This is a genomic window from Eggerthella guodeyinii, assembly GCF_009834925.2.
In the GTDB taxonomy this organism is placed as follows: domain Bacteria; phylum Actinomycetota; class Coriobacteriia; order Coriobacteriales; family Eggerthellaceae; genus Eggerthella; species Eggerthella guodeyinii.
Window position 1 is genome coordinate 2256509 of the sequence record NZ_CP063310.1, and the last position, 12865, is coordinate 2269373.

The 12865-nt window shown below is 69.7% G+C and carries 11 protein-coding genes; 4 read left to right on the forward strand and 7 right to left on the reverse strand.

Features of this window, described 5'->3' with window-relative positions:
* Nucleotides 1-15 precede the first annotated feature (15 nt).
* The 5 genes from GS424_RS09475 to GS424_RS09495 all read right to left on the reverse strand — a co-directional run bounded on the left by GS424_RS09475 (nt 16) and on the right by GS424_RS09495 (nt 6423).
* Nucleotides 16-945, reverse strand: coding sequence for a respiratory chain complex I subunit 1 family protein (locus GS424_RS09475; protein WP_160942428.1), 930 nt, complete (start codon nt 943-945; stop codon nt 16-18).
* A gap of 10 nt (nt 946-955) precedes the next feature.
* Nucleotides 956-2974, reverse strand: coding sequence for a hydrogenase 4 subunit B (gene hyfB, locus GS424_RS09480; protein WP_160942427.1), 2019 nt, complete (start codon nt 2972-2974; stop codon nt 956-958).
* Nucleotides 2971-3561, reverse strand: coding sequence for a 4Fe-4S dicluster domain-containing protein (locus tag GS424_RS09485; protein ID WP_160942426.1), 591 nt, complete (start codon nt 3559-3561; stop codon nt 2971-2973). Before GS424_RS09485 ends, hyfB begins: the two co-directional genes overlap by 4 nt.
* Nucleotides 3562-3627: 66 nt before the next feature.
* The gene (fdhF, locus tag GS424_RS09490) at nt 3628-5850 is read right to left on the reverse strand and encodes a formate dehydrogenase subunit alpha (RefSeq protein ID WP_160942425.1); all 2223 of its coding nucleotides are present in this window, start codon (nt 5848-5850) and stop codon (nt 3628-3630) included.
* A gap of 18 nt (nt 5851-5868) precedes the next feature.
* On the reverse strand, nt 5869-6423 hold the full coding sequence (locus GS424_RS09495; RefSeq protein WP_160942424.1) for a 4Fe-4S dicluster domain-containing protein: 555 nt from the start codon (nt 6421-6423) through the stop codon (nt 5869-5871).
* Between the two features lie 420 nt (nt 6424-6843).
* Here GS424_RS09495 and GS424_RS09500 point away from each other — a divergent pair, with 420 nt between their 5' ends.
* The 4 genes from GS424_RS09500 to selB all read left to right on the forward strand — a co-directional run bounded on the left by GS424_RS09500 (nt 6844) and on the right by selB (nt 10992).
* Nucleotides 6844-7128 (forward strand): type II toxin-antitoxin system RelB/DinJ family antitoxin, encoded by a 285-nt coding sequence (locus GS424_RS09500; RefSeq protein WP_160942423.1) that lies wholly within the window; start codon nt 6844-6846, stop codon nt 7126-7128.
* A gap of 15 nt (nt 7129-7143) precedes the next feature.
* On the forward strand, nt 7144-7512 hold the full coding sequence (locus GS424_RS09505) for a type II toxin-antitoxin system VapC family toxin (RefSeq protein WP_160942422.1): 369 nt from the start codon (nt 7144-7146) through the stop codon (nt 7510-7512).
* Nucleotides 7513-7579: 67 nt separating this feature from the next.
* The gene (selA, locus tag GS424_RS09510) at nt 7580-9058 is read left to right on the forward strand and encodes an L-seryl-tRNA(Sec) selenium transferase (protein ID WP_160942421.1); all 1479 of its coding nucleotides are present in this window, start codon (nt 7580-7582) and stop codon (nt 9056-9058) included.
* Nucleotides 9055-10992: a selenocysteine-specific translation elongation factor gene (selB, locus tag GS424_RS09515; protein WP_160942420.1), complete on the forward strand. Its 1938-nt coding sequence runs from the start codon at nt 9055-9057 to the stop codon at nt 10990-10992. The genes selA and selB overlap by 4 nt, the downstream gene beginning before the upstream one ends.
* Before the next feature lie 55 nt (nt 10993-11047).
* On the opposite strand, the gene GS424_RS09520 is transcribed toward selB, so the two are convergent.
* Together GS424_RS09520 and GS424_RS09525 are read right to left on the reverse strand one after the other, a co-directional pair.
* The gene (locus GS424_RS09520; RefSeq protein ID WP_218958849.1) at nt 11048-12490 is read right to left on the reverse strand and encodes a cobyrinic acid a,c-diamide synthase CobB; all 1443 of its coding nucleotides are present in this window, start codon (nt 12488-12490) and stop codon (nt 11048-11050) included.
* A gap of 20 nt (nt 12491-12510) precedes the next feature.
* Nucleotides 12511-12825, reverse strand: a complete 315-nt coding sequence (locus GS424_RS09525; protein WP_154332054.1) for a TusE/DsrC/DsvC family sulfur relay protein — start codon at nt 12823-12825, stop codon at nt 12511-12513.
* Nucleotides 12826-12865: the final 40 nt, after the last annotated feature.

Here is a 12865-nt window from a genome sequence, read left to right on the forward strand (position 1 = left end):
AGTTCCTCCTCTCCCCTATACGCCCAGGACGCAGAACACGAACGCCAGCACCGACACGCCCACGACCGTCCACGTCTGGCGCCCCATGAGCTTGTAGCGCACGCGCGCCACGAGGTTCTCGACGAACGAGCAGACGAAGAAGATGGCCGCCACCTTCACGAGGTAGACGAGCGCGCCCACGGCCAGCGCCGGCAGCGTGAGCTCCACGGCGCTGCCGAACGGCAGGAACACCGCGACGAACCAGCTGACCACGAGCACCTGCTTCATGGACATGGACATTTTCACGAGCGCGAGCGACGGGCCGGAGTACTCGGCCAGCGGGCCCTCTTGGATCTCCTGCTCGGCCTCGGCCATGTCGTAGGGCAGCTTGCCCAGCTCGACGTAGCAGGCGATGGCGAAGGCCGCGGCGGCCACCACGACGGCCACGGGCGAGCCGGCGGCAAGCGAGCCCACCATGAGGCCCATCTCGCCGATGTTGGTGGTGCCCGTGGCAAGGGCGGCCACGAACAGCGCCAGCATCATGGACGGCTCCACGAGCACGCCCACGAGCAGCTCGCGGATGCCGCCGACGCCCGCGTAGGCGTTGGAGCTGTCCACGGCCGCCAGCGCGAAGAAGAAGCGCGGCAGGGCCATGAGGTAGATGATGGTGATGATGTCGCCGAGCACCGGGATGGGACACAGCCGCGTGATCATGGGCATGCCGCACGCCAGCACGAGCATCGTGCCGAAGAACAGCGGGGGCATGAGGCGCGACACGAAGCTCGAGTTCGCCGTATGCAGGTCCTGCCGCTTCAGCAGCTTGAAGATATCGTAGTAGTCCTGCAGCACCGAGGGGCCGCGGCGCGTGTGCATCTTGGCGCGCATCCAGCGCGCGGTGCCCGACACGAGCGGCGCCGCAAGCACGAGCAGGAGGGACTGCACGATTGCGATGATGATTTCAGTCATGGCGCACCTCCTACTTCACCAGGACGGACAGGCAGAGGAAGAAGACGAGCGCCACCACGATGTACACGATGTACACGCGGAAGTCTCCCCCTTCGACCTTCTGCACCTTGCGGGAAAGCCAGGTGACGAACGCGGCCACCGAGTCGACGAGGTACTTGTCGCCCACGTCCTGGGCGACCTCGGCGCCCCTCACCGTGCCTTGGAACAGGGCCACGAACTTCCCGCTCTGCCGCGACACGATGGCGCGGATGCGGTAGAGCGGCTCGAGGAACATCTCCACCTCGGAGGCGAAGCTCGTCGCGACGACGGGCATCTGCGCATCGGGGGCGTAGCCGCACGCCCACGGGTCCTTGCGCACGCCCTGGCCGCCCTTGCCCAGCACGGCGCGCAGCACGATGGGAACCGCGACGAACGCGATCAGCAGCACGGCCAGAAGCGGCGGCGACACGAGCGAGCCCAGCTCCGGGTTCACGAGCGTCGCGCCCAGCGCCACGGTGGCGGACGGGGCCGCCAGCGTCGCCGAGGCGATATGCTCCATGGCGGGCGCCACCCACGGCGCGCCGATGCCGAGGACCACGCAGACGGCGGCCAGCAGGATCATGCCCGCCTTCATGGGAGCGCCCACCTCGCGCGCCCGGGCGGCCGCCTCGGAGCGCGGCGCCGACAGGAACGTCACGCCGTAGGCCTTCACGAAGCACGTGACGGCCAGCGCGCCGGTGAGGGCGAGCGCCACCGCGCCGAACGCCGCGAATATCTTCACGATGGAATCGCCGGCGAACGCCGCGTTGAACAGCGACTGGTACGTGAACCACTCGGACACGAAGCCGTTGAGCGGCGGGATGGCCGAGATGGCCAGCGACCCGATGAGGAAGCACATCGCGGTGACCGGCATGGCGCGGGCGAGGCCGCCCATCTTCTCCATGTTGCGCGTGCCGGTGCTGAACAGCACCGAGCCGGCGCCGAAGAACAGCAGCCCCTTGAACACCGCATGGTTCAGCAGGTGGTAGAAGCCGGCCATGAGCCCGACGGCCGCCAGCACCGGCTGGCCCAGGGCCACGCCGATGAAGCCGGCGCCCACGCCCAAGAGGATGATGCCGACGTTCTCCACCGAGTGATAGGCGAGCAGGCGCTTGATGTCGTGCTCCGCCAGCGCGTACACCACGCCGAGCACCGACGACACCGCGCCGAACACGAGCACGACGACGCCCCACCACAGCTCGCAGCCCGAGGCCGCCAGCAGATCGAGGCCTACCTTCACGATGCCGAACACGCCGATCTTGATCATGCCGCCCGACATGAGCGCCGACACGTTCGAGGGCGCCGCCGGGTGCGCCTGGGGCAGCCAGGAATGGAACGGCACCATGCCCGCCTTGCAGCCGAAGCCGATGAAGGCCAGCAGGAACACGAGCGAGGCCACCGCCGGCGCGAACGCCGTCTCCCTGAACGAGCTGAACTCGAAGGAGCCCGTGATGCCCGCCATGGTGAAGAAGGCGATCATGATGAGCAGGAAGCCCACGTGCGCCATGATCAGGTACAGGAAGCCGCCGCGGATGGACTTCTCGTCCTGCTCGATGATGACCAGGAAGTACGAGGTCAGCGACATCAGCTCGAAGAACACGAGGAACCAGAACGCGTTGTCGGAGCAGATGACCAGGTTCATGGAGGCGATGAAGAAGCTCATGAAGAACCCCATGACGCCGATGCCCTTTCCCCGGTACTCGTCCATGTACGCGAGGCCGTAGATCCACGCCGCGAACGCGAGCAGCGAGATCACGCCCACCAGCAGGCCCGCAAGCGGGTTGAGCAGCAGCGTGAACGACGCGAACGAGAACGGCGTCGCCACGCTGACCAGCTCGGCCGGGCCGAACACGGCCGCGAGCGCCGAGCCGAAGCCGAACAGCGCCGCGAGGGCGCCGAGCACGCAGGCGACCGTCTTGGAGACGTTCTCGGCCCGCTTGAGCACGAGCGCGGCCACGCCTCCGACGCACGACAGCGCCAGCGAGATCACTAACAGGTTCACCGCACTCATCGCGTCCTCCTTATCGCTGCGATCTCGGGCTGCATGGCGTCGTTGCCGGCGGCCGCCGCGAGGCGCTTGCCCTTGCCGGCCTCGACGACGTCGCGCGGCTCGACGTAGACGAGCGCATCGGTGGGGCACGCGGGCACGCAGCGCGGGCCGGCCTCGTCGTAGCTGCACAGATCGCACTTGACGGCGCGCGTGTACACGCCGATCTCCCACCGCAGCAGCGGGTCCAAGCTGGCGGGGTACGTCGGGGTGCTCACCTTCACGCCGGCCACGCCCGCGATGGACGTGCCGGAGGGATGGATGGCCCCGAACGGGCACACGATGGCGCACAGCTTGCATCCGATGCAGCGTTGCTCGCTCACGTGCACCGCGCCGTCCTCCTTCTCGATGGCGTTGACGGGGCACACCTGCAGGCAGGGCGCTCCCTCGCAGTGGTGGCAGGTGACCGCGGCGGACACGTCGCGCGTCATGACGAGGGACAACCGGGGCTCGGCCTGCAGGCCCGCCTCCCGGTGCCCCTCGCTACACGCCGCCCGGCACGTGCCGCAACCGATGCACGCGTCGGGGTTGATGGCAATAAATCGATTCACATCCGCTCCTCATCTTGGGGCGGCCCGGGACAAGCGCGCTCCCGGGCCGCGTCGGCCTCAAAACGACTAAGCCAGCACCGGCTCGCCCGCGGCTTCTGCCGCGCGCAGGCGCGCCGCCTCGACCGGATCGACATCCTGGACGGAAGCGAGGTCGGACAGGTCCTGCTTCAGCGCCTCGTAGAGCTCCTGGAGGTGCTGCTCGGCCCACACCTGGTCCTCGATCGCCACCACCTGGCAGGCGCTGAACTTGTCCTCGGGCGTGTGCGAGCGCGGGTCGACGGCGTGGAGCGTGAGGTTGTTGCACTTGCCGATCCACCACTGGTACGTCATGTACACCGTGCCCTCGTTGATGCGCTCGTCCACCACCGCGCGGCTCATGGCCTCGCCGCGGCGCGAGAACGCGCGCACGAGCTCGCCGTCGCGGATGCCGCGCGCCTGCGCGTCGGACGGGTGGATGTGCAGCTCACCGGGCTCTTCGGCCAGAAGCGACAGGGCGCGGCAGTTGCCGGTCATCGAGCGGCAGGAGTAGTGTCCCACCTCGCGCACCGTGCACAGGATGAGCGGGTACTCCTCGTCGGGCAGCTCGGTGGGAGGCTCCCACGTATGCGCCATGAGGTTCGCGCGGTTGTCGGGCGTGGTGAACTTTCCGCCCAGGTACATGTCGGGCGTGCCGGGATGCTCGACGGTCGGGATGGGCCACTGGGCGTGCCCCGTGCCCTCCATCTTCTCGTAGGTTGCGCCGTAGAACGACGGGCACAGCCCGCGCATCTCGTCCCATATCTCCTGGGTGTCCTCGTAGTGCATGGGATAGCCCATGCGGCTGGACAGCTCGGAGAAGATCTGCCAGTCGTGCTTGCACTCGCCCTTCGGCGGCACCGCGGCCGTGAAGCGCTGGAACGTGCGGTCGGACGCGGTGAACACGCCCTCGTGCTCGCCCCAGGACGTGCCCGGGAAGATGACGTCGGCCAGCATGGTGGTCTGCGTCATGAAGATGTCCTGGCAGATGAAGAGGTCGAGGTCGCCCAGCTGGCGCTTGAGCTCGATGGCGTCGGGCTCGGTTTGCAGCGGGTCCTCGCCGAAGTTGTAGAACGCGTGCACCTTGCCCTCGTCCACGTTGTGGCCCACGTCGGTGAGCTTGTAGCCCTCGTGGTCGGACAGGCGCTCGAGCGGCACGCCCCACCCCTTCGCGAACTTCTCGCGCACGGCGGGGTCGGTGACCTTCTGGTAGCCCGGGTAGAAGTTCGGCAGCATGCCCATGTCGCAGCTGCCCTGCACGTTGTTCTGGCCGCGCACGGGCGCCAGGCCCGCGTTCGGCTTGCCAATCTGCCCGGTGATGCAGGCGAGCGCCGCCAGCGAGTGCACCGTCAGCACGTTCTGCTTCTGCTGGGCCACGCCCATGCCCCAGCCCACGATGGACGAGGGCTCGGCGGTGGCGTACATGCGCGCCGCGCGGCGCATGTCCTCGGGATCGACGCCCGTGATGTGGGCTACGGATTCGGGGGTGTAGTCCTTGACGGTCTCCCACCACTCGGCGAAGCCGTTCGTATGCTCTTCGATGAAGCGCTTGTCATGCAGGTTCTCGGTGACGATCGCGTTCATGAACGCGTTGAGGAAGGCGACGTTGCACCCGTTGTTGATCTGCAGGTAGATGTCGGCGATGCGCGCGGTTTCGATGACGCGCGGGTCGGCGACGATGATCTTGGCACCCTTCTCCTTGGCGCGCACGATGCGGCGCGACACGATGGGGTGCGAGGCGCTCGGGTTGTACCCGAACAGGAAAATGCAGCCCGCGTCCTCCATACCGGGGATCGAGCAGCTCATGCAACCAGAACCGACTGTGTCCATCAGACCGATGACCGTGGGGCCGTGTCAAGTTCGGGCGCAGTTGTCGATGTTGTTGGTCCCGATGCAGGCGCGCGTGAACTTCTGCATGACGTAGTTGGCCTCGTTGCCCGGCCCGCGGGACGAGCCCGTGAGCATGATGGAGTCGGGGCCGTACTTCTCCTTGATCTCCGTCAGCTTCCGCGCCGTGAAGTCGAGCGCCTCGTCCCACGTGACGCGCTCGAGCGGAGCGCCCTTCTCGCGACGGATCATGGGATGGTAGATGCGCGGGGTGAGGATCTTCGTGTCGTTGATGAAGTCGTAGCCGTGCAGGCCCTTCAGGCACAGCTCTCCTTGGTTCGTGATGCCGTCGAGCCCTTCGGCTCCGACGACCTTGCCGTCCTCCACCAGCAGGTCGAGCTTGCAGCCCGCTCCGCAGTAGGGACATACGGCCATGTGCTTCTCCATGCGTACCTCCAACCTCCTCTATGCCAGCACCGGATTGAGCGGCAGGCTCGACAGCGTCTCCGCCGCCCGCGCCGCTTCGATGTTCTTCTGCTTGACGCCCGCTTCGAGCGCGCTCTCGTCCACGAGCACGAGCCCCTTCGTGGGGCAGGCCTGCACGCAGGCGGGGCCTTGCGCCCGATCGACGCACAGGTCGCACTTGACGACGACCGGCTTGTCGCTCTCGCCGACGACGAGGTTGCCTATCCTCGACGTCACGTGCTTCGCAGCCAGCGTCACCGCGCCGTACGGGCACGCCATGACGCAGCTGCTGCAGCCGATGCAGCGCTCGGCGCGCACGCCCACGCGGTCGTGCTCGGGGTCGAGGAACAGCGCGCCGGTCGGGCAGGCTGCCGCGCACGGCGCGTCCGCGCAGTGGTGGCATACGATCGGGGCCGAGACGCTCAGCGTGGTCACCAGGTTGAGGCGGGCTTGCGCCACGTCTTCGCACACGTCGTGCTTGGCGAGGCAGGCCGCCATGCAGGTTTTGCAACCTATGCAGACCCCCGGGTCCGCTATGACGAATTTGTTGCCCATGTTCTCTTCTCTCGTCTCATCTCGAAGACGGGCGCCGACGGTTCCCGCCGTCGTCGCAGTGCCGCGTCCGCCTCCTCGTCTGGATGGAACTCCGTGCAGCCGCCAGCGCTCGATCCCCCCTCCCCCGTTTCCTCGCTGCACATTTTCTCCAAAATCAGAACTCTTCGCGAGCATAGGGAAGCGAAATCGAGCTGTCAAGGATGATTCTTCGCGCTCGCCCCCGGTTGAGTTTATTCGCTTTTCCCCTGTTCGTATGCATAGTTTCTCATGATCCTACCCGATTCGGCACCCGATTTCGGCACCTTAGTGACCCTGGTGATTTTCGTGCGCGCGCTTGCCGCAATCCCCTTGACGATTGAGATTTGCGTACTACAATCGAAGTACAAGTTGTGAACTTTTACAAAGCGGGAGGTTCAAAAAATGGCGAAAGAGAGCGTGGTGCAGGCCCGTATCGACCCCGCGTTGAAAAAACAGGCCGAGGAGCTGTACGCCTCGATGGGGACGAGCCTGTCGGAAGCCATCAGAATATTCGCGAACCAGAGCGTTTTGGAGCAGCAGATGCCCTTCACGCCCATCAGCCATCGGAAAAAAGGCCAGGGGAAGGCGTTCGGCATCCTCAACATCTTCGCAAGCCCCACGAAACGCGAGCGCGAGCGGGACGCCTGGATCGCCTCGCTGCGCATCGGCGCGGACACCGACATATAAAGGTAAGGGGACCGCATGTTCACCATCATCGACGAAACCGTCATCCTGCGCTACGTGCTGAACGACAACAAGAAGCAGGCCGAGGAGGCCGCCTCCGTCATCGCCACGGGGCGCGCCTACACCTATCCCGAGATCATCGCGCGCGTGGCCGTCACGCTGCGCGACGTGTACAACGTGCCCCGCACGATGATCGGCGAGGCGCTCACCATGCTGCTCGACGACATCTGCGTGAACGAGGAGGACGTCATCCGGCTGGCGTGCCGCTACTTCGGCACCACGCCGCTCGACTTCACCGACTGCATGCTCATCGCGCGCAACGTGCTGCGCGGCTACCGCGTGCTGAGCTTCGACAAGGCCGTGCTCAAGCGCATGCTGCCGCTGTAGTATACTTTGGGGCGCGCCGCCCTTCGGCTCGCGCGCTCCCGCACCCGTGTTCGAGAAAGGCGCTCTTATGGCGAATCCGTCACGCACCGACCTGCTCCGCGCGCTCCCGCAGGTGGAGGAAATGCTCCAGCTGCCCGAGGTGAGCGCGCTTCTGTCGCTCGTTCCCCGCAACGTGCTCGCCGACTGCGTGCGCGAGGCCGTCGACGAGCTGCGCCAGGCGGTGCTCGCCGGTGCCTGCGCCCGAATCGACGAGCGCGCGCTGGCCGACGCCGTGCGCGCCCGCGCGCTGGCCAAGGCGCGGCCCTCGCTGCGCCGCGTCGTCAACGCCACCGGCATCGTCGTGCACACGAACCTCGGGCGCAGCCCGCTGGCCGACGAGGCCGTCCGCGCCGTGGAGGACGTGGCGCGCGGCTACTCCACGCTGGAGTACGACACCGACGCGATGGCGCGCGGCAGCCGCCACGACCACGTCGAGCACCTCGTGTGCACCCTCACCGGCGCCGAGGCGGCGCTGGCCGTGAACAACAACGCGGCGGCCGTCATGATGGTGCTCCACGAGTTCGCGCGCGGCCACGAGGCCGTGGTGTCGCGCGGCGAGCTCGTGGAGATCGGCGGGTCGTTCCGCATCCCCGACATCATGGAGCTGTCGCAGGCCCGCATGGTGGAGGTGGGCACCACGAACAAGACGCACGCGGCGGACTACGAGCGCGCCATCGGCGCCGACACCTCGATGGTGCTCAAGGTGCACCCCTCCAACTACCGCGTGGTGGGCTTCACCGAGGGCGTGGCCGCAGGCGACCTGCGCGCGCTGGCCGACGCCGAGAACGCGCGCCGCGCCGCGGCCGGCGAGCCGGGCGCGGGCGAGCTGCTCGTGTACGAGGACCAGGGGTCGGGCGCGTTTCTGAACCTCGAGGCGTTCGGGGCGTTCGCCGAGCCCACCGTGGCCGAGTCGCTGCAGGCGGGCTGCGACCTCGTGTCGTTCTCGGGCGACAAGCTGCTGGGCGGGCCGCAGGCGGGCATCATCGTGGGCGCGAAGCGGTTCATCGACCGCCTGAAGAAGAACCCCTACGCCCGCGCCATGCGCCTCGACAAGATGACGCTGGCCGCGCTCGAGGCCACGCTGCGCCTGTACCTCGACCCCGCCGCGGCGCTCGTGCGCATCCCCACGCTGCGCATGCTGTCCGAGTCGGGCGAGACCGTGCGCGAGCGCGCCGAGCGGCTGGCCGCGGCCGTCGAGGCGGCGCTTCCCGCGGGCGCGGCGCGCGTCGGCGTCGTGCCGGAGACCGCGCGGGCGGGCGGCGGCGCGCTGCCGCTGTGCGACATCGACTCGCACGCGGTGCGCATCGAGTTTGTGCGCGGGGACGCGCAGGGGTGCGAGACGTTCCTCATCGCGCGGCGCGACGTGCCCGTGGTGGGCCGCATCAAGCACGACGCCGTGCTGCTGGACGCGCGCACCGTGGCCGAGGACGAGCTGGCCGAGGCAGCCGAGGCGGTGCGCGCCTACTTCGACGCGCTCGACGCCGAGGCCGAGAGGGGCCGGGCATGAGCGAGGCGAAGCAGACCGACCTCGTGCTGGGCACGGCCGGCCACATCGACCACGGCAAGTCGTCGCTCGTGCTGGCGCTGACCGGCACCGACCCCGACCGCCTGGCCGAGGAGAAGCAGCGCGGCATCACCATCGAGCTGGGCTTCGCCCGCCTCGACCTGCCGGACGGCACGAAGCTCGGCGTGGTGGACGTGCCGGGCCACGAGCGGTTCGTGCGCCAGATGATCGCGGGGTCGACGGGCATCGACCTAGCGCTTTTGTGCATCGCCGCCGACGACGGCGTCATGCCGCAGACGGTGGAGCACCTCGCCGTGCTCGAGCTGCTGGGCATCCGCACCTGCGTGGTGGCGCTCACGAAGACCGACCTCGTGGACGAGGAATGGGCGCTGTTCATGGTTGAGGAGGTGCGGGGGCGCCTGTCCGGCACCCCCTACGCCGAAGCCGAGATCGTGCCCGTGTCCAGCCGCACGGGCGCCGGCCTGCCCGAGCTGCAGGCGGCGCTCTCGCGCGCCGCGCGCACGACGCGCCGCGCGAAGGCCGGCACGCGCCTGCGCCTGCCCGTCGACCGCGTGTTCAGCATCAAGGGCGCCGGCACCGTGGTCACGGGCACCCTGTGGAGCGGGACGGCGCAGGTGGGCGACGAGGTGGAGGTGCTCCCCTCAGGCCTGCGCACGCGCGTGCGCAGCGTGCAGGTGCACGGCGCGCCCGTCGAGCGCGCCGAGGCCGGGCACCGCGTGGCCCTCAACCTGAACGCGGTGTCCGTCGACGAGGTGCGCCCCGGCGACTTCCTCGCCGCGCCGGGCGCCGCGAGCGCCACCGACCGCTTCGACGCGTCGCTGGCCTACCTGGGCGTCCCCGGCAAGGGCAAGCCGCTCGCCAGCGGCGCGCGCGTGCACGTGGCGCACGGCACGCGCGAGGTCACGGGCCGCGTGCTGCTCATGGGCGGTCGGGAATCGCTCGCCGCGGGCGAGCGCGCCTACGCGCAGATCCGCCTCGACGAGCCGCTGCCCGTGGCCTGGCGCGACCGCTTCGTCGTGCGCTCGTACTCCCCCGTGCACGTCGTCGGCGGCGGCGAGGTGCTGCGCGCGCGCCCGCGCCGCACCACCACGCTCGCGCCCGGCGCGACGGCGCTGCTCGACGCGCTGCGCGGCGGCGACGAGGCCGCCGTGGCGCGCGCCGTGTTCGCGCTGGCAACCGCGCCCGTCACGGCCGCCGAGCTGGCCGCGCTGTCGGGGCTCGAGGAGGACGCGGCCGCGCGCGAGCTCGAGGCGCTGGCCGCGGGCAACGCCGCGGTGCGCCTCGGAGGCGGCAGCGGGCGCGCGGTGCGCTACGCGACGGCCTCCGTGCTGCAGAAGCAGCGCGCCGCCATCGAGAACGCGCTGCTGAAATTCCACGCCGAGAGCCCGTCGGCCGCCGGCATCGCGAAGGACGCTCTGCGCCGGCGCTGCCTGCCGCGCCTGGACGCGAGCTGCTTCGACGCGCTGCTGGACGACGCCGTCGCGCGCGGCATGGCGGTGGCGGACGGCGGCGAGGTGAGCCACCCGAAGGCCGGCGCCGGCGCGCGCAAGCTGGAGGAGCAGGCGGCCGCGCGGCTGCGCGAGACGCTGGCCGCCGCGGCCGGCGCGCCGCCCGCCGTGGGCGAGCTCGTCGCGGCGAGCGGCCTGGACGCCTCGCTCGTCCACCGCGTGCTGGGCGGCCTCGAGAAGCAGGGGCTCGTGCGGCGCGTCGGCGCGGACTTCTACTTCGACGCGGCCGCGCTGGCCGCCTTCGAGCAGGCCGTGCGCGCCCGCCTGTCCGCCGGCCCCGCCACCGCGGCCGAGCTCAAGGACGCGATGGGCACGAGCAGGAAGTACGCCATTCCTCTGCTCGAGTACTTCGACGCCCAGGGCATCACCCGCCGCGAGGGAGACACGCGGGTGCTGGGCGCACGGTAGGAGGCGCGGGAGCCCCTCGGCTCCCCGCGGGCGCACCCGACGGCGCGCCCGCGCCTCACGATGGGGCGTCGTCGGGTGCGTCGCGCTTCGCCCGGGCGGCCCCCACGAAGCCCGCGGCCCAGGAAGGCGACGCGAGCGCGTTCACGTGCAGGTAGCTGGCGACCACGTTGTCGCGGACCGCGCCGTCGCATCGTCCGGCGATGCCGCGGCCGCGCACGTTCTCGTAGGCGAAGCGCACCGGCGAGCCGCAGCGCGCCACGCGCGAATGATGGTGCTCGTGCCCCGTGAGCACGGTGCCGGCGGGCAGCCACGGATGGTCCTCGCCCGCCACCGCCACCGCGTAGCCGTGCCCCTGCCGTTTCTCCTCCATCGCCACGTCGAGGTCGAGCACGCCGGCCATGTCGTAGGTTCCCTGCGCGCACGTGAGCCGGCGCGCGAGGTACATGAGGCCGCCGCACTCGGCGCACACGGGAAGGCCCCGCTCGGCGAAGCGTCGCACGCTCGCCCGGAACGCGGCGTTTCCGTGCAGCTGCTCGGCGAACACCTCGGGGAACCCGCCGCCCACGTACAGCCCGCACGCGTCCTCGGGCAGGGAGGCGTCCTCCAGGCTGTCGGCGAACACGAGCTGGGCGCCCGCGTCCTCGAGCGCCTGCAGGTTCTCGGGATAGTAGAACGAGAACGCGCGGTCGCGGACGACCGCTATCTTCACGCGGGCCCCGCCGGCGAGGGCGGCCGGGCGCCGAGGCGGCCCTTCGTCCGGCACGGGAGGCGCCGCGGCCGCGATGCGCAGCAATGCGTCGAGGTCGACGTGCTGCCTGACCACCGCGGCGATGTCGTCGAGGAACGCGTCCTTGTCGCGGGCCTCGGCGCTCGACGTCAACCCGAGGTGCCGATCGGGGATGTCCATCCGCGCGTCCTTCGGCAGCGCGCCCACGACGGGGATGCCGCAATACCGCTCCACCGCCGCCCGCACGAGCTTCTCCTGCCGGGCGCCCTGCACCCGGTTGAGCAGGACGCCGGCCACGGTCAGCCCGTCGTCGAACCCCGCGAGGCCCTGCACCACGGCGGCCGTCGTCCGCGTCATGCGCGTCACGTCCACCACGAGCACGACGGGCAGCCCCAAGCGCTTCGCCACCTCGGCCGAAGAGCTGCTGCCCTCCACGTCCAGGCCGTCGAACAGCCCCATGGCGCCCTCGACCACGCACAGGTCCGCCCCGCGCCCCGCCGTGGTCAGCACGGCGCGCAGGGTGGGATCGTCCATGAAGAAGCAGTCGAGGTTGCGCGCGTCCCGGCGCGCCGCGGCGCCGTGCCACCCGGCGTCGATGAAGTCGGGGCCCTTCTTGAACGGCTGCACGGCGAGGCCGCGATCGCTCAAGGCGCGCAGCAGCCCCAGGGTCAGCACGGTCTTCCCGCTGCGGCCATGGGGCGCGGCGATCATGAGCCGGGGCATCGCATGCGGCGATGCCCCGGCATCCTGCTCTGTTCGGTTCTCCTGCATGCGCGCGGCGCTAGGCGGGCCTACACGCAACCGGTCGGCTTGAGCAGGCCGGCGATCTTGCATGCTCCCTTGCCCGGGCCGCTCGGGAACAGCTCGTAGATCTCGGCGTTCGATTTGCCCGTGTCCTTCAGCATCTTGCGCACCATCGGCGCCACGCCGAACTCGGCGTAGTAGCCGCGCAGGTAGTTGATGACGGCCCAATGCTCGGGCGTGAGCTCCACCTCCTCGGTTTCGGCCAGCTTCTCGGCAACTTCCTCGTCCCACTGGGTGGCGTCCTCCAAGAACCCGTCCTCGTCGAGAAGAAGAACGCGGTCCCCCACTTGCAACTCTGCCATGGTACCTACCTCCTACAGATCGTATCCGTCTTTCCTTCTA